Origin of the sequence: Streptomyces tyrfis (assembly GCF_037034285.1) — a bacterium.
Taxonomy (GTDB): Bacteria; Actinomycetota; Actinomycetes; order Streptomycetales; family Streptomycetaceae; genus Streptomyces.
Genome location: NZ_JBAGJZ010000002.1, coordinates 99042 through 114972 on the forward strand (window position 1 = coordinate 99042; position 15931 = coordinate 114972).

General features: G+C 65.4%; 23 protein-coding genes and 1 pseudogene. 17 read left to right on the forward strand and 7 right to left on the reverse strand.

All coding sequences use genetic code 11. The annotated features are described in order from the left end of the window. Nucleotides 1-79: 79 nt before the first annotated feature. The gene (locus tag WA762_RS02445; RefSeq protein ID WP_335932522.1) at nucleotides 80-835 is read right to left on the reverse strand and encodes a GntR family transcriptional regulator; all 756 of its coding nucleotides are present in this window, start codon (nucleotides 833-835) and stop codon (nucleotides 80-82) included. A gap of 78 nt (nucleotides 836-913) precedes the next feature. Here WA762_RS02445 and WA762_RS02450 point away from each other — a divergent pair, with 78 nt between their 5' ends. The 5 genes and pseudogenes from WA762_RS02450 to WA762_RS02470 all read left to right on the forward strand — a co-directional run. Then, nucleotides 914-1192 carry a hypothetical protein gene (locus tag WA762_RS02450; RefSeq protein ID WP_335932685.1) on the forward strand — a complete coding sequence of 93 codons (279 nt, stop codon included), beginning with the start codon at nucleotides 914-916 and terminating at the stop codon, nucleotides 1190-1192. A 523-nt stretch (nucleotides 1193-1715) separates the two neighbouring features. Continuing rightward, on the forward strand, nucleotides 1716-1940 hold the full coding sequence (locus WA762_RS02455) for a hypothetical protein (protein WP_335932524.1): 225 nt from the start codon (nucleotides 1716-1718) through the stop codon (nucleotides 1938-1940). Nucleotides 1941-1948: 8 nt separating this feature from the next. Further along, the gene (locus WA762_RS02460; protein WP_335932687.1) at nucleotides 1949-2680 is read left to right on the forward strand and encodes a GntR family transcriptional regulator; all 732 of its coding nucleotides are present in this window, start codon (nucleotides 1949-1951) and stop codon (nucleotides 2678-2680) included. Beyond that, nucleotides 2677-2979 carry a hypothetical protein gene (locus WA762_RS02465; protein WP_335932526.1) on the forward strand — a complete coding sequence of 101 codons (303 nt, stop codon included), beginning with the start codon at nucleotides 2677-2679 and terminating at the stop codon, nucleotides 2977-2979. The genes WA762_RS02460 and WA762_RS02465 overlap by 4 nt, the downstream gene beginning before the upstream one ends. 89 nt (nucleotides 2980-3068) lie before the next feature. Next, nucleotides 3069-3502, forward strand: a pseudogene (locus tag WA762_RS02470) (site-specific integrase); the annotation flags it as partial. Nucleotides 3503-3695: 193 nt separating this feature from the next. Here the strand turns inward: WA762_RS02470 and WA762_RS02475 are convergent. Then, nucleotides 3696-3926: a hypothetical protein gene (locus WA762_RS02475; RefSeq protein WP_335932528.1), complete on the reverse strand. Its 231-nt coding sequence runs from the start codon at nucleotides 3924-3926 to the stop codon at nucleotides 3696-3698. 113 nt (nucleotides 3927-4039) lie between these two features. Here WA762_RS02475 and WA762_RS02480 point away from each other — a divergent pair, with 113 nt between their 5' ends. Next, nucleotides 4040-4741, forward strand: a complete 702-nt coding sequence (locus WA762_RS02480) for a Shedu anti-phage system protein SduA domain-containing protein (protein WP_335932530.1) — start codon at nucleotides 4040-4042, stop codon at nucleotides 4739-4741. A gap of 162 nt (nucleotides 4742-4903) precedes the next feature. On the opposite strand, the gene WA762_RS02485 is transcribed toward WA762_RS02480, so the two are convergent. Continuing rightward, a complete protein-coding gene (locus WA762_RS02485; RefSeq protein ID WP_335932532.1) occupies nucleotides 4904-5527 on the reverse strand; it encodes a hypothetical protein in 624 nt (207 codons plus the stop codon). 254 nt (nucleotides 5528-5781) lie between these two features. Next, nucleotides 5782-6636: a hypothetical protein gene (locus tag WA762_RS02490; protein ID WP_335932534.1), complete on the reverse strand. Its 855-nt coding sequence runs from the start codon at nucleotides 6634-6636 to the stop codon at nucleotides 5782-5784. Between the two features lie 354 nt (nucleotides 6637-6990). Between WA762_RS02490 and WA762_RS02495 the strand changes: the two genes are divergently transcribed. Continuing rightward, entirely contained in the window at nucleotides 6991-7683 is a 693-nt protein-coding gene (locus WA762_RS02495; RefSeq protein ID WP_335932536.1) for a tyrosine-type recombinase/integrase, read from the forward strand. 117 nt (nucleotides 7684-7800) lie between these two features. On the opposite strand, the gene WA762_RS02500 is transcribed toward WA762_RS02495, so the two are convergent. Beyond that, a complete protein-coding gene (locus tag WA762_RS02500) occupies nucleotides 7801-8739 on the reverse strand; it encodes an SRA domain-containing endonuclease (protein ID WP_335932538.1) in 939 nt (312 codons plus the stop codon). Nucleotides 8740-8970: 231 nt separating this feature from the next. Here WA762_RS02500 and WA762_RS02505 point away from each other — a divergent pair, with 231 nt between their 5' ends. Then, entirely contained in the window at nucleotides 8971-9573 is a 603-nt protein-coding gene (locus WA762_RS02505) for a hypothetical protein (protein WP_335932539.1), read from the forward strand. A gap of 195 nt (nucleotides 9574-9768) precedes the next feature. Here WA762_RS02505 and WA762_RS02510 read toward each other — a convergent pair whose 3' ends face one another. Together WA762_RS02510 and WA762_RS02515 are read right to left on the reverse strand one after the other, a co-directional pair. Continuing rightward, nucleotides 9769-10044, reverse strand: coding sequence for a hypothetical protein (locus WA762_RS02510; protein WP_335932541.1), 276 nt, complete (start codon nucleotides 10042-10044; stop codon nucleotides 9769-9771). Between the two features lie 798 nt (nucleotides 10045-10842). Then, nucleotides 10843-11307 carry an NUDIX hydrolase gene (locus WA762_RS02515; RefSeq protein WP_335932543.1) on the reverse strand — a complete coding sequence of 155 codons (465 nt, stop codon included), beginning with the start codon at nucleotides 11305-11307 and terminating at the stop codon, nucleotides 10843-10845. Nucleotides 11308-11325: 18 nt separating this feature from the next. Between WA762_RS02515 and WA762_RS02520 the strand changes: the two genes are divergently transcribed. From WA762_RS02520 to WA762_RS02560, 9 genes are all read left to right on the forward strand, one after another. Continuing rightward, a complete protein-coding gene (locus WA762_RS02520) occupies nucleotides 11326-12105 on the forward strand; it encodes a GntR family transcriptional regulator (RefSeq protein WP_335932545.1) in 780 nt (259 codons plus the stop codon). Between the two features lie 139 nt (nucleotides 12106-12244). Continuing rightward, on the forward strand, nucleotides 12245-12601 hold the full coding sequence (locus WA762_RS02525; RefSeq protein WP_335932547.1) for an SCO3933 family regulatory protein: 357 nt from the start codon (nucleotides 12245-12247) through the stop codon (nucleotides 12599-12601). Nucleotides 12602-12603: 2 nt separating this feature from the next. After that, nucleotides 12604-13959: an FtsK/SpoIIIE domain-containing protein gene (locus WA762_RS02530; RefSeq protein ID WP_335932549.1), complete on the forward strand. Its 1356-nt coding sequence runs from the start codon at nucleotides 12604-12606 to the stop codon at nucleotides 13957-13959. Between the two features lie 84 nt (nucleotides 13960-14043). After that, entirely contained in the window at nucleotides 14044-14250 is a 207-nt protein-coding gene (locus WA762_RS02535; RefSeq protein WP_335932551.1) for a hypothetical protein, read from the forward strand. Next, the gene (locus WA762_RS02540) at nucleotides 14250-14936 is read left to right on the forward strand and encodes a DUF2637 domain-containing protein (RefSeq protein ID WP_335932553.1); all 687 of its coding nucleotides are present in this window, start codon (nucleotides 14250-14252) and stop codon (nucleotides 14934-14936) included. The genes WA762_RS02535 and WA762_RS02540 overlap by 1 nt, the downstream gene beginning before the upstream one ends. Nucleotides 14937-14956: 20 nt before the next feature. Further along, complete coding sequence (locus WA762_RS02545; RefSeq protein WP_073786503.1) at nucleotides 14957-15151, forward strand: hypothetical protein; 195 nt, start codon at nucleotides 14957-14959, stop codon at nucleotides 15149-15151. Nucleotide 15152: 1 nt separating this feature from the next. Continuing rightward, nucleotides 15153-15344 (forward strand): mobile element transfer protein, encoded by a 192-nt coding sequence (locus tag WA762_RS02550; protein ID WP_335932557.1) that lies wholly within the window; start codon nucleotides 15153-15155, stop codon nucleotides 15342-15344. Nucleotides 15345-15356: 12 nt separating this feature from the next. Continuing rightward, nucleotides 15357-15512, forward strand: coding sequence for a hypothetical protein (locus WA762_RS02555; RefSeq protein ID WP_335932560.1), 156 nt, complete (start codon nucleotides 15357-15359; stop codon nucleotides 15510-15512). Between the two features lie 21 nt (nucleotides 15513-15533). Then, a complete protein-coding gene (locus WA762_RS02560; RefSeq protein WP_335932561.1) occupies nucleotides 15534-15851 on the forward strand; it encodes a SpdD-like protein in 318 nt (105 codons plus the stop codon). The last annotated feature ends 80 nt before the right edge of the window (nucleotides 15852-15931 follow it).

Consider the following 15931-nt stretch of genomic DNA (forward strand, 5'->3'; position numbering starts at 1 on the left):
GAAGGGGCACGCGAGGGGCACGACCTGACCCCGGTTCGAGGAGATCCACAGGGCGGCGGACGCCCGTCAGATACCGCGGTTACCGGTTGATCGGGATCTCATAGACGATCTCGCAGTGAGCGACGGGCACCACGATGTCGGCCGTCTCCACGGGCCGCCCCTGGTCGCTGTAGTACGTCCGCCGGATGTGGGTGACGAAGGCGGCCTTCTGGATGCCCAGAAGCGATGCCTCCTCGGCGGTCGCCAGCCGCGGCTCCGGCTGCTCCACGGCGTGGCTGACGGTGATGCCGATTGCGGCCATCCGGTTCACGACACCTGCCCCGGCATGCGGCCCTCCCTCGGGGAGAACGACGAGAGTGCCGGCGGTGAGGTCGTACGGCTCCCAACTCGTCGACAACTGCACCGGCCTGCCGTCGGCCAGGAACTCGTACGTCGTGCGGACGCACAGATCTCCCTCGGCGATACCCAGGCGGGCCGCAATCTCCGCAGGGGCGGGGACCTTGGCGTCGGTCAGACTCTCCCAATCCCCTTGCTTGCCCACGGCCTTCATGTCCGCACGAAACGGAGAGCCGTCGGGCTGCTCGCGTGCCGTTGAACGGACCACCCGCACCCGCTGCCGTGGCTCCGCGACGTACGTGCCGGAACCGGCGCGGCCCTCCAGCACGCCCTGGGAGATCAGCAGCTCCTGCGCCCGGCGGACCACGTTCTCGCCCACGCCGTACTCCTCGCCGATCTGGGCGCGGGAGGGCAGACGATCGCCCGGCTCCCATACGTGCTCCGTGATCCGTCGCCGGAGTTCGTCGGCGATGCGGAGATAGGGCGGCTGCTCAGGCATATGGAAAATCTAGTCCACTAGCTCTAACCTAGTTAACTAGCTTCACTGAAAGTGATCGCCGGTGACGGAGGCTGCCCTGTGCCCGCTTCAGGAGTAAGCGCGGCGGCCATCGCCGCCCGGCTGTCGTCCGTCGGGCTCCCCGCGCGCCTGGAGGAGCACGCCGGATACACGTCGGTCGAAACGGAGGTGCCGGAATCGCTCTCCGCCGAGTCATGGCGGGAGGTTCTGGAAGCGGTGGCCGAAGCCGATCGGTTCGGGCTCCTGGCCACCAGCCTGAACGGCCGCACCCTCTGGGCGGTCGTAGACAAAGCGGTCCCCTCGACGGGCGATGTCGGGGGACCGAGCCATCAGCGATAGGAGCTGAGTAGCGTGTTCAACCGTATCCGCCGTGCCGTCTCGCTCACCAGAGAGCGGTACTTCCACAAGGGCAGGCACCGCCGCCCCTTAACGCTCTCCCGGCCGATGGCTGCCTTCGTGCCCCCTGCGCCCATTGACAGGTCGACGGCCGGCGGGGGACGGGTCTCGGACTGCGTAGACCACGCGGACTCGCTCGCGGGTGAGGACATCGCGCTCGTCCGTCCGTACGTGTTGGCCTGGGAGAAGCACGTACGGCAACGCTCGATGGTCCTGGCTCCCCATCTGTCGACTGAGGCCTGGTCGGCTCTTGCGGGGGCCCGTTGATGCCTCCTCGCCAACAGTCCGGAGCCACGCCCGCCGCGGGGGCCTCCTACCGATCGATTGCATGTCGGATCGGTACGCACCACGCCTGCACGGAATTCTTCCCGCCCTCGGTGCCGGCCGGCGTCCGGGTGGTCTACGAGGTGTGCGACTGCCCCTGTCACTCGACGTCGACCCAGCCCGCGCCCGGGGAGGTGCAGCGATGAGGGGACGGGCGCCCAGCGCTGCGCTGCCATCCACCGTCGAGATCACCTCGACCACCGTGCGACGCGGCGACGTCATCCAAGTCGGCGGCCGGGCGTGCCGGGTGAGTGACCTGTGCCAACTGCCGCACGGTGCCAAGCAGCTGCTGTTCGAGACGGGTGAGCAGTTGACCATTCATGGGCGAACTCGGCTCACTGCCGTGCGAATGCTGAGAAGGCGGTGACTGAGTCCATGTCTTCTCGCCGTTACGACATTGCCGGTGACCTCCGGCACCGGATCACGACCGGTCGCATCGAGGCCGGCGAACGCCTCCCGTCCGAGGCCGACTTGGCACGTCAGTACATGGTCAGCACGCCGACGCTGCGGGGGGCTCTCGCAGTGCTTGAGCGGGAAGGGCTCGTTGAGAAGATCCACGGCAAGGGGAACTTCGTTCGTCGCCCACTCCGCAAGATCACGTATGTCGGGGGACGAGGCTCGCTGGATCCGGCGACTGCTGCGGACGCGGCTCTGCGTGTCACTGTCCGCAGAACCGCGATCCGGGCGCACGGGCACCTGACAAACCTGTTGAGGGTGCCGAGCGGCAGCCCGTTGACCGAGTACTTCTGTCTCAGCCATGAGCGGGAGTCGCCGCACAGCCTGGCCCGCATCTACGTCCCGCGCGACCTGACGCCGACCGCAACGCTCCGCGACGGATCCGCATGTAAGCGGAGGGTTAGGGGCTTTGCCGTACTGAACCCTCCGCTGGCCGACATCCGGGAGACGGTGTGCGCCCGCCTGCCGACACCGGACGAAGCATCGACCCTTCGGATCAGCTCCGCCGTGGCGGTTCTCGCGATCACTCGCGTCGCAGCCGACAGCGCCGGCCGCGTCATTGAGGCCGCATATCTGGTGTTCCCGGGGGACCGCGTCGATGCGGTCTTCACTACTCACCACATGATCAACGAGAGGCAAACGCAAGGATGACACCCCGAAACGAACTGCGGCTTCTCCCGTGGTCGGGACCGGAAGGCAGGCCTTGTTACCTCAGTACCGATGACCGAGACGGACACATGTCCCGGCTGGCGGACAACATCGAGGCGGTGCAACTGGGGATGGCGACCGAACTGCTGGAACAGGCCTCGGAAACCCTCGGCGACAAGGAAGCGGGCCTGGAGGACTTGCGACTTCTGGTGAAGGAACTGGCCGGGGCCTTGCAAGATGTGCTCCGTGTAGCGACCAGCCGCGGTCACCTTCTGGCGGTGAACGAACCTCACCGCTCCTGAAGGAGACGAGTGGAAGCCCACCGCGCAGGCGTACGGCCCCTGACCATGTGAAACGGTCAGGGGCCGTTGTGTTGCACGGTGCCTGCCAACGACAGATCCTCCACCGTGAGACCAAGACGGAGGAATCCGATGACTTCCTACCGCTGCTGGCGCTCTGCCCCAAGGCGCTTCGGAAGCGGCGGGCTCAGCAGTTGGGTGACCGGAAAGCGCCGGGGATCTCTGGCAGGACGCTCATGGCCTGGTCTTCACGACCAAGTACGGGACCCCGATCGAGCCGGGGAACCTCACCCGGATGTTCGCCCTCCGAGCCCGTCGCGCCGACCTCCGGGAAATCCCGCTGCGGAACACGCGACACACATGCACTTCGCTCCTGGTCGCGCTCAAGATCCAGCCGAAGGTGGCACAGCGCATCCTTCGCTAATCACAGATCGCGATGACGATGGAGGTCTATGCCGAGGCGAAGGAGGAAGAAGTGCGCAACGCGATCGGCAAGCTGTCCGACGCGATGGGCGGAACCTGCTGACACGGTTGCTGTACTTCGCTGCTGTACGCCCAGGCAACGCCCAGAGGCCCCGGATTTCTCCGGGGCCTCTCGTCTATGTGCGCTCGGCAGGATTCGAACCTGCAACCTTCTGATCCGTAGGATCGGGCAGGGTACTGGTGCGAGGCCCCAGCAGCGGTCTGCCCTGGTGCTCAGAGAGGGCCGCTGGCGGGCGTCATGTGCAGTCGTTGCCGTCAGCATTGCCGTCAACCCCTGAGGCTGAACCCGTGAAGTCGTAGGGCCTGACGCATGGTCGTCCGGTGCGGTTGCGAGTCGACGCCTGCGCGGTACGGCGCAGCGTCAGAATGTCGGCGAGTTTCGCCGTGGCCCATCCGGGGGCCTCGTATCCGTCAGCGAGCTGCCGCGCCACGATGCCGAAGAACCGCTGCTTGGCATCCTCAACCATCCACGAAGACACGGGCACCTCGGTGTCACCTCCGTTAGTGCGTGGCATTGTCAGTCGGCCGCGCTAGCCTGTCTGGGATGCGTAGACAGCTGCGGTCGTCAAAGGGGTGGGAATTGGACGACAGGTACGATGCCGAACTCGACATCCGAGTTAATTTCTGCCACGAAGCACTATCGCCACTCGGTTTTAGGAGAGTTTGCGCACTCGATCCGATTGACCCGGACGTGATTGCGCGATTCCAGAAAGAAGTGGAAACGTCCACAACCGAAAATCCAATGCAGAGATTCCTGTGGGAGTATCCGCAGATTCTATGCCGCCTCCTGGGGGGTGGCTACTGCTGGTGGGTCAAGCAGGAGGTATGGCTAGGCCAGGAATTCCGGCTTGACTTTCTGGCCGCCCGAACGGAAAGCTTACTCCTGAACTATCGGCTCGTGGAGATCGAAAACCCCGCCGCAAAATGGTTCAATCCGAGCAATGGTAAACCTGCGACCAAGATGGTGGAAGCGACTCAGCAGGTGGGCGATTGGCACCACTGGATCAGCCTGAATCAGGACTACGCCCAGCGAGAGAAGCCGTTCGGTCTTGGTCTCGTCAACCTGACCCCGCTTGCAGCGAGCAGCCATATCCTAATCGGGCAACGCAAGAATGTCACGCCTTCCGATCGACAACGCCTGAATGCCATTAGATCTAGCGGTGGTAGATATTGGGTCAACACCTACGACTCGCTCATCGAAGCAGCCAAGAGGGTCCCCCAGAATTTCTACGGCGACGGTGACGATGATATTTGCTCTGAATGTCAGTATCTCCTAGATTGAATAACTTGACGAACTCCCTAGCGGTGAGGGGGGCAGGTATTACCTGCCCAACCCCACGGCCACTGTAGGCACCGTCGATGCGGCCGCTTTGGGGCGGTTTCCTATGCCGGACTGACGCCTCGGGAGACATCGAACTGCCCGGCGACGGTGTACCAACCGCTACTACTGCGACTTTGCGCGGGGCATGGCGGTCGGAGAGTTGACGATTGTCGGAGGGCGAAGCTCATTCTGCTGCCCTTGACCGAACCAGTATCCGATGATGGCCCCAGCGATCCCTGTGACCGGGGTGACATAAAGACTGAAGTCCTTCGCGGCAACCCCAGTGATCATGGCGACCCAAGGGGAGGCGGTGATCGCAAAGACCACAGCAACCAGCGCCCAGCCGCGAACGCCCTCTGCGCGCCGAACAAGGCTGGATTGATCGAAAGCAAGATCTGCCCGGTGCTTCCGATCCGCGAGTTCCACTTCCCAGCGGCGCTCGATCTCGCGTAGACGGACCTCGGCGTCGATCTCCTCTGGTGTTTCTGGGCGCTTACCGAGATGAAATGCAGGTTGCTTGCGCTCAGCCGCGAGCTGCCGATTCTCTTCCGTAAGATCGGCTATCTGTTGCGTAAGTTCCTCTAATTCATCACGCTGGCCCCGCCACAAGCGCATCGAAGTTTCATCGCTCTTTAGCAAGAGTCGGTATTCGCTGATCCAGTCCTGCTCGGTTTCAGGCATCCTTCCCGTCTGCCAGGAATGCGTTTCCCCATCGAGCGCGAACCCCTCTGGACTCAGTTCAGACACGCGCTTCCCCCTCCTCTGGCTGCACTGCTCATGGCCGAAGCGACCCGCTGACGCCCCGTCGCCAACCACTTCCTGGCTTGTGCACTCCGCGCACGGCCCGCTTCCTGGGTACCGTCAAGGGTAGAAGCCCTACGGATAGAGCACGATGCTTCGCCGCCCGCTCGACTGCCAGCGCCCTGCCGCTACATCTGCTCCCCGCAACGTGCCACGTCGACGCCTGATCCGCGCGCGGAGGTTCATCGGGAAGGCAACTGTCAGAAGCCCAGAGCACCCCTGATTCCTTCGGCCAACGCGAGCGCTGAACTGCCTGCACTTAGTCCCGCAGTGATATTGGCAAGAGCGGCGCTGATGCGTCCGTGGTCGGGGCCGGATCCTTCTTCCTGAGCTTGCCTTAGTTCGCCATGAACCACAGTGGCGTGGGCGAGCAAGGACGGAGCTTCATCGAGCACCAGCCGAACGAGTTCCGCGGCCTGCTCAAGTGGTAGCTGAGCAGATCCATTGTCGTTAAAGGTTTGAGAGCCGAGATTGATTCCACCCTGTTGAAAGTTGTTGATCTTTGCATTGCGGAGGTCGTATGACATGGCCACCTCTCGATCCTTGCCTGGGATTTTCTTTCCACGCAGACGCCTGAGTGCGTCAAGGTATACGTAACCCGCCTCAGTCAGAGCTGTACCTTGGAGATCAATCGAAAACAGCCCCCACGTATGACCTGTCCTCACAGCCTCCGCCAGGAGCTTGTCTTGACGAGATACGTTGGATGATGCCAGATTCTTGTAGGTTGTTTCGGAAACTTCGACCCCACCGGCGATAAGTATTTCTTCGATCTTATTTGAAACCAGATTTCGAGTGCATTTCTCGACGCAGAGTTCGGGCATCAGCTTTGGCCGCTGAACTCCCGTAAAGTCATCAAGGAAAAACGCCTTGACTCTGCCCGTCCGCGAGGCCAAGAGCGCCTGCCCTCTACCGCCAAGACGCGAGTAATCCACAAACCCTGCGGTGACCATTGGATGGAACACTTTAAAGCTGACCGTGCCATTTGGGCCGCCGCGCATGCTTCCAGGGATCGCCTCAATCAAATTTGATCCCGGAAGGACGTCCTCTGGGTGCATGTGGCTCGCCTGCGAGAATCTAACCGGAAGTGGTACGTGCCCAACCAGCCAAGACTCATGGATCCACGCTGGCCAACATCTACCTGGCGAGAGTAACGTTTGATAGATTAAAAATTCAGGAAGACACCGCCTGCGAGCCTCCGTATTTCGCTCAGCTCGAATTTTTAGTCCGCGCCAAAACCGTTTGGAAACCCATTCGGTTCGCACTGCATCCAGACGATGCAGGGAGCAGATCATCTGACGAAGATCTAAGGCTATAGCATCCCTCATGTCTTCCCCCCTCGCGTGTGTCGACAATCAGAACATTAGCGGCTGGCGCATGCTTTCGTATGGTGCTTGCGCCGGACAGGAGAGATGCGCTGCGACGAATCTGAGGCGAACAGCAAGCCTGCCCAGTGTGCAAGCCAGGCCCTACAGCGGGTCGGCGGCGAACTACTGATCGTCGCGCCGAAGAATCAGCGCTCGGCCCATCGCGTGGCCCTGCCGGCCGAGTGCATGACCGCGCTCCGTGCCCAGCAGATAGCCGACCGGAAGGCGGCTGGTGCCAACCGGAAGGAGACGGGTCAGGACCTCGTCCTCACCACGAAGAACGGGACCCCCATCGAGCCGCGCAACCTGAACCGATCCTTCGAGACACTGTGTACTCGCGCGGGAGTCCGTAAGGTCCACTTTCATGACCTGCGCCACACGTGCGCGTCTCTGCTTCATGAACAGGGCGCCGACGCTCGGATGATCAAGGAAGTCCTGGGCCACAGTTCCATCCGCGTGACCGTGGACATCTATACCTTTGTTCGGCTCGACTCCCAGCGCTCGGCCTTCGACCGCGTCGGGGATGCGCTGAGGGGTGACGGCAACAGGCCGGACGATGACGACGGCGCGGCCGGTGTCCTCGTCGCCGTCCAATCAGCCCTGCACTCGCCCGCTGAGGCGGTTGCCGTCAAACGCTGCCATCAAGGCAAAAGCCAGAGGCCCTGTGGATCTCTCCACAGGGCCTCTGGCCTGCTGGGCACTCAGCAGGATTCGAACCTGCAACCTTCTGATCCGTAGCTCTAGCTGGATCGGTCAGTAAGGGCCATACCGGCCGCTACCCGGTCCCGGAGAGGTGGTGGCGTATGGGGCCGGTTGCTGGGGTTGCGGTACTGCGCTGCGGTACAGGGCCATCCACTACGGAAGTGCCTTGGGGTTGGTGCTGATGAACCCCTTACCCTCGGGCCAGATCACGGCGCAGTCCTGCGCCTTGGCCAGGTCCAGGAGGTCTTCCCGCGGCTCGGAGGGGAGCAGAATGGCGCGGATGGTGTGGTCGACGAACCTGCTGTAGTCCGCGAGCTGTCCGATGGCCATCCGGATGTTCTCGCGGGTGACACTGCCCTTGGCCTCGACCAGGAGTCCGAGTCCCTTGGCATGGAGATCGGTGAAGAGCGGGCGACTTTCCCCGGGGGGCAGGATGCGCTGCCGGCCGGACCGATGACCATTGCTGGTCAGGTAGTCGGCGAACGCCTTGACGAGGCGGGCTTCCTTACGGTCGGCCTCGTAGGGCTCCTGGTTCGGGTTGACGAACGTGGTCTCGCTCTCGTTCCTCTCCAAGGGAAGGTCGTCCACCTGGTTGGGGTGCGAGACGAGCAGCCGGCCGAGCTTGGTGGCAGGCTCTTGCGGCGCGGTGTCTACCGGGTTGAGCCGGAAGACGATGACCTTGCGGAGAGGGCCGTCGTCGGTCTCGGGGGCGTCCGCGGAGTACCAGGGGTTCTCCTGATCGACGGTGAACTCGCCGCGGTAGGTGACCGTTCCGCGGGCGCCCTGAAAGACGCGCAGAGCACGCCCTTCAGCCTGGTGGTTCAGGATGCTGGCGTTGCCGGAGATCATCCGCTGATCGCCGTACTGGCCTTCTCCGCTGTAGTGGAAGCGGCCGTCCGGCATCCAGTCGTCGTAGTAGCCATGCTTCTCGCCGGCGACGGGGTCCGTGAAGATGAAGACGTTGGGTGTCTTGGCTGACGGCCCGATACCTCCCTGCGTCCGTCCCCCGAACTTGCTGTGCAGCGCCTTGCGTTCGATCTGGTCGCCGGGCTTGAGCTGCCACTCCACGGCGTCCGATGCCGTCTCGCTCATGGGCCTCCTTCGAGAGATGCCGCACCTCACAGCAAGGCGCGATCGTAAGCACCATGCACGCATGGGAATCGGATGTCAAATTTCGGCATCCGATTTGGATTTACGATCGACCATGCGCCGGCTCTGTGCGTGAATGCGCCCCTATGCGCACTAGCACGTCGGGGTTCGGGCCGGGACGGTGGGCGCGGTGCTGCGTGGCGGGCGAGATACCCGGGGGAAAGGCTGTAGGCAATGAGTGTGGTGACTCCGTGGGCCAAGGAGACCTTCGGCGAGGTGGCGGGTGCGCTGGCTGATGCCATCCCCGCGTGCCTGACGCGGGCCCACGAACGGGCGCGAAACGGCCACCAAGGCGTGCACACCCAAACGCTGGAGGCGTACGGACACGGCCTCCACGCCGTGCAGTACGAGGAGCTCGCCGCCGGCCTCGAACATCTCCCTGGCGCGACCGCAGTCCGCCTCCAAGCCCGAACCGTCGTGATCGTCGCGGACAACGTGATCTACCCGATCCGCTACGCCAAGACGGACGTACCCGTCACCGCAGCACGACTCCGGCGAGCCACGGGCTTACGCGCTGACCTCATTCGACGTCACGGGCCGGAACCCATGCAGGGAGAGCTGGACCTAGGGCTCGAAGAACTCGACGAGCAAGAGACTCACAGGGACCTCGGTCAGATCCCCCCGGAAGTTGGCTTGGTCCTCGTCGCCTACGCCTGCTCCATGAACCACGGCGTGATGCGATTGGAGTGGGGTGCCGCGGAGCTACGCCGAGAAGATCGATACCTCATCTGGCATCACCACGAGGCCCTTTCTGCGGGTCCGGTGAAGTCTCACTGACTGAGCCAAGCCTGAGGGGGCGCCGCCCACAACCTGAGCGACGCCCCCTCGCGGACAAGTTGGAGCCTCATCCTTATCAGGTCGGTTCAGCCCTCGCGCTGAACCTGATCAACATGGAATGCGACCAGACAGCACCGGTTCGAGTGTCCGCGACCGACTGCGTGGAGTCGGAGCTGTTGGTGTCAGCGGTTGATGTCACTCAATCGTCCGAGGCTGGGCACCCGTAGAGATGCTGGTGTACGGCGTCGTGAATCGATCGCTGATCACCACCACGAGGATGAGCACGATCAGGGCCACCATGAACCACGTGGCCTGACGCAGCACGCTCGTCAGGCTGTCGCCATTGATGACGCAGGCCAAAGCGAAGGCCGCAGCGAACAGCGGTTCTTTGCGGCTGTCAGTGTGGCGTGCGACAGTACGGAGAAGGTGGGCGCCATTGAGTGCCGCCCCACCGAGATCCGGGATGAACATGTTTCCTCCGGTTCTTGAAGGGCACGCCCGACGCATCTTCCCCAAGAGGCGGGCGTGCCCTTCGGTTTGGTCCTCCTACGCTATGGCACGGCACCGACAAACCGTGACGCCGACCAAGTTGTCGTTCTCGACCTCGAAGTCGTCGTCCACATGTAGGTCCGGCGCGGACCCAGATCCCGTTGCGACAACGCGTGAGGCCCTGACCAGCCGCAACACATGGACACCTCGACGCCATATCACACGGTTCCGACAATTGATGGGGTGTCATCCCTGCAAACCCAGTGTCTCCTGACCTTATGTCACAACTATGAGTCTTTTGTCGCGTGATCAGGATCACATAATTATTGGGCAGCGCGTCTGCCGACCCTCACCCACCACTCACCCCAGCTCCCATCCCGTCCGCCTTCGACCCACACACCGTGGAGCGGTCGTGGTTCAGGGCGTCAAGGTGGAGCGCGCCACTGTACGAACGACCTTGACGCCCTGGGCCGCGACTGCTCGGCTCTGCCTGGGGCGAAGGTGGTCGGGATGGGAGCCCACGACGCTCGCCACGCTCCGGCCTGCACTCGCGTACGGCGCCCCTCCCATCCCGGAGTCTGAGCGCCCCCGCCGGAGGCATGTCTTGAAGCCGCGGGCTTGGTTCTCGTCTCATGCCCCACGGGCCTATCCACTGCGGGCGCGCGTCGGCGGCGGCAGCGCCGAGCGGGCCGAAGGCAGGAGCGCGGGCGCAGCCAGAGCCGGGAAGCGCGCCCGGCGGAGCGGAGCGCAGCCGGGTGCCTTGATGAAGGAGAGAAGGTTTTATCCCGCTGGGATGAGGTGCCTGCCGTCGTGGCTCCGTACGTGCGGGCCGTTGCCACCCAGGGCGTCCAGGAGTCTGATCGCGTAGACCTCGGACATGCGCTCGCTGACCTCGTCGGGTGTGAGCCATGCGACGGCCGTGGACTCGCTGGAGGTGCGTTCGGTGCCACCGGAGGGCTTGCAGCGGAAGACCAGGGCCACGATGCCGCGGGTCAGGTTCTTGTAGACACCGGTGAGTTCGTCCACCTCGACGTGGATGCCTGTCTCCTCCAGGACCTCGCGGGCCACTCCGGCCTCGGGGGTCTCGTCGAGTTCGAGGATGCCGCCGGGGAGTTCCCAGGTGCCGTTGTCGGCCCGGCGGATCGCCAGGAGGCGCCCGTCCTCGCGCACCACTACTCCGGCCACGGACACGGAGTGCAGGGGGGACGGTGTCGCTTCCTGTGATTGACTCATGTAGAGGAGCATAGGAGGCAGAGAAGGACTATGGGAACTGCGGCAGGCGGGGGCGGGGCCAGCCCTCGATACGTGCAGATCGCGGACGAGATCGTGCAGCAGATTCGGGCGGGTGTCCTGAAGCCTGGTGACATGGTGCCGAGTGAATCTGAGCTGGTGGATCGCTATGGCGTGTCCGGTGGCACCATCCGCAAGGCCATGGTCGAGGTGCGGGCGAGCGGGCTCGTCGAGACCCGGCACGGCAAGGGCTCGATCGTGAAGAACCGGCCGCCGGTGCGGCACCGCTCCTCCGATCGCTTCCGGCGTTCGCTCCGGCAGGGTGGGCAGGCCGCCTACCTTGCGGAGTCCGCGCAGTCCGGCGCGGCTGCCAAGGTCAGCGTTCTCTACATCGGGCCCATGGAAGCGCCCGAGGATGCTGCCCGACGACTGGGTGTCCCTGCCGGCACGCAGGTGCTGGCCCGTCGGCGTCTCTACTTCCGCAACGGCACCCCGGTCGAGACCGCCACGTCCTACCTTCCCTGGGACGTGGTGAAGGAGATCCCGGAGCTGTTCGCCGAGAACCCCGGCGGCGGTGGCATCTACGCCCGACTCGAAGACCACGGGTATGAGTTCGCGGAGTTCGTCGAGACGTTGCAGGCGCGTCCGGCCTCGAAGGGGGAGGCTTCGGAACTGGCGCTGAGCCCGGGTGCGCCGGTGGTTCATCTGATCCGGGAGGCTCGGACGACCGCGGGTCTCGTGGTCGAGGTGTGCGACACGCTCATGGCCGCTGACCAGTTCGTTTTCGAGTACCGGATCCCTGCCGTCGACTGACACCCGCTCAACTCCTCGCAGCCCGTCACGAGTTCTTCATCGTGGCGGGTTGACTCATGTACAGGAGTGATGCACTCTTCTTCATGTCACTCATGTACATGAGTGACGGAGTTCGGCATCTATAGAGGAGAGATCTGCTGTGCGTCAGATTCCCGTCGACACCTCCGCCGCGACCGTGATGGTCGCCAAGACCCCGCAGCCCAAGATCAAGGACCGTCGCACCGGCGAGATCGCCACCGACGTCGAGACCGGCGCGACGCTGATGACGGTCGACGTGATGTTCGCGGCGAACGAGGAAGTGGAGATCCTGTCGATCACTGTCCCGGCGCCCGGGGTCACCGGTGAACTGTCCATGGGCACGCCGGTGGCGCTCACCGGCCTGATCGCCCGCCCCTGGGAGAACGACTTCAACGGCCAGAAGCGGCACGGCATCGCGTTCCGCGCGGTCGCGGTCACCTCGCTCGCCGACGCCGCGACAAGGCCGAAGGCAGCCTGACCATGACCGGCTTTGTGGTCGCTCTGGTGCTGGTCGCCGCCGTCGCGGGTCTCCTGCGGTGGCGGCGCCCCGCCTGGTACTGGTTGACCTTCGGGGTCACGCTGGCGGTGGCGCGGGTCGTGGTCCGGTACAGCTCCGTCATGGACGCGTGCGGGCTGACCGTTCCGCCCGCGCGGTGGCGTCTCGCTCTGGCCCGAGCCGCCAACCGGCCGATACCGGAGTCCCGTTCACCGCGGATCCTGCGGCTGCGGCCGACCCGCACTGGCCTGGTTCTGCGGCTCAAGCTCCGCCCCGGACAGGACGCCTTCGACATTGCCGCGGCTTCGGACCGACTCCGGCACTCGTTCTCGATGCATGGTGTGACCTCGCGCGAGCTGTCCTCCGGCGTCGTAGAGGTGCGGATGACCGGCTACGACGTGCTCAAGCGGGTGCAGATGCCGGTTGAGACCGATGTTCGGCCGATGCGGGTGCCGGTGGCCCTGCGGCAGGACGGCTCGGTGCACTACCGCGACTACCGGGCGATACCTCATGCCCTCACCCTCGGAGCCACGGAGTCCGGCAAGTCCGTCTACCAACGCAACCTGGTCGCCGGACTCGCCCCGATGAACGTCGCCCTGGTCGGCATCGACTGCAAGAAGGGGGTCGAACTGTTCCCGCTGGCCCGCCGGTTCTCCGCGCTGGCCGACAACCCGGACACCGCCGCCGAACTGCTCGACGCGCTCGTGGCCCGGATGGAAGACGTGTACCAACTCATCCGCGCCGAGCAGCGGATTGCCGCCGATGTGACGGACGCGGAGATCGCCGCCGACATCTGGGACCTGCCCGAACACCTGCGCCCGATCCCGATCGTCGTCCTGGTCGACGAAGTCGCCGAACTGGCCCTGTACGCCAACAAGGAGGAGGAGAAGCGGCGAGACCGCATCATTACCGCCCTGGTCCGCCTCGCCCAACTCGGGCGCGCGGCCGGCATCTACCTCGAAATCTGCGGGCAGCGCTTCGGTTCCGAACTCGGCAAGGGCATCACCATGCTGCGCGCCCAGCTCACCGGCCGTACCGCCCACCGCGTCAACGACGAGACATCCGCCAACATGGCCTTCGGCGACATCTCACCGGACGCCGTCCTCGCCGCTATCCAGATCCCGGCCGAGATGCGCGGGGTCGCCATCGCGGGCGACTCATCCGGAGGATGGCACCGCATCCGCGCCCCGCACACCTCGCTGCGTCAGGCCGTGAATCTCTGCAACCGGTACGCCGAGCGGACGCCGGATCTGCCTGAGCTGGCCCCGTTCCGGCCCGTCTTGCCCGGCAACGCCGACAGTCCCACATCGGCGGCCAAGCCTATTCCGGCCTCCGCCTGATCCCTTTCCGATTTCACCGGTCGGCGTGACCGTCTTCGCGCCAGGTCCCTACCCCCGCCATGCCTGATGAAGGGAGAACCCGCCATGTGCCCGAACTTCGAAGACATCGCCCGCACCGTGCTCCTGCTCGGCCAACTCGCCGTGTATGCCGACATGGACGGTGCCGACCTCGACTTCGTGGAAGCCGTCGGCCCGTCCCTGGCCGTCTCGTTGCCTGAGCCGCCGCCCGGCATGTTCCCGTCCGGTCCCGACCCCGACGGTGGTCCCATCCACCCCGGCGAGAACCCCTGATGCGCGTCGGCCACGGGCTCCGCTTCGATGCCGTCCTGGTTCAGGCCGTCATCGCCGGTGCCTTGTCCTTCGCCCACCTGCACGACCTGGCTGCCGCGGCCGGACAGGACGGCTGGAAGGCATGGGCCTACCCGGTCAGTGTCGACCTGCTCCTGGTCGCCTCCTGGCGGCGCCTGCGGAGCGCGGGCCCATCCCGGCTGGCCTGGTGCTGGTTCCTCGTCGCCCTGTTCGCTTCGCTCGGTGCCAACGTCGCCACCGCCGGGTTCCTCGACCTGGCGGACCCGCCCGCACTGCTCCGCCTCGGCATCGCCGGATGGCCGGCGCTCGCCTTCCTCGGCGGCACGCTCCTCGCTCACTCGTCGGCTGCAGGGCCGGAGCCGGTTGTGTCGGCACCCGTTGCGGACCCGGAGGAGGTCGTGCCCCTGGCCGAGCGGCTGGTCCCGGACGCCGAACGAGTGTCGGTCACGGAAGCCGTACCCGAGTCCGACGCGGCCCCCGCCTCTCCGGATCAGGCTCCCGCCGCGGCTCCTGCTCCTCCGGTCCCCGCCGTACTGATCGACCACGCCCGCAAGATCGCCGACGAATACCGCGCCCGTACCGGATCCCCGATCGACACCGACACTCTGCGCTCCCGCCTTGGCGTCCCGCCCCACCTCGCCGACGCCATCGCCGCCCACCTCACCTGACCAGCAAGAGAGGCAGACAGATGACCCGTGACCCGGCCGACCTGACCGTCTCCGACTACCTCGACGGCGCCCGCGAGATGACCGCCGCCAACCGGCCCTTCCTTGCCCACCTGCTCGCCGAGGAGGCCGCACGGCGCACCGCCGACCCGGCCACCGCCGCCGGTATCCGCGCTTGCTTCCCCGCCCCTACCAGGGCCCGAGAGAAGACCGACTGACATGCCCGCCCGCGACAACTTCCATTCCCTGATGCGGATCGGCCCCGTGCAGATCGGCATCCACCGCGACCGCAACGGCCGGACCAAGCACACCGCCGTCTGCACCGCTGATCGCTGCGGCTGGTCCGCCGACTACTCCAGCCGGACCGCCGCCCAGCTCGCCGCCCGTACCCACCGCTGCACCGTCCGCTAGGAGGCACCGCCCGTGGACGTCCCTCTCTGGTTCGCCCTGCTGGCCGTCGGCTACCTCGGCGTCAAGCTCATCCGCCCGCCCTGGTGGCTCGTCGCCCTGCTCCTCCTCGGCGGATACCTCCTCGCCGACAGCGTTCTGGCCCCCGTCATCGACACCGCCGTCAAGTAACCCACGAAAGGAGAACCGCCCGTGCTCCGGCCCAAGCTCCCGGTCATGCCGCAGCCCACCGGCCTGGCCACCCCGCCCGCCGTCGTCAAGCCGACCGCCATCACCCCCGGCTCCCCGGTACCGCCGCCGGCACCCGTCGCCCTGGCGTCGTCCCGCCCGGTAGCCCAGCTCACTCCGGGAACCGCGCTCGTCCTCGTCGGTGGCGGGACAGCCGTTGTCCTGGTCCTCGGCGCCGTCCTGGTCTCCCTGCTTCTGGCGGTCGCCATCACCGGCGCCTCGGTCGCCGTCTGCGCGGTCGTCCTGCGCTCTCTGCTCGCCTCCGACGCCAAGCGTCGCTGACCGGCCCCCGGGCGGCCTCGATACCGCCAAGCATCCGCCGCCCGGGCGCCGTCCCTGTCCGATCTCGCAACCGGAAGGAA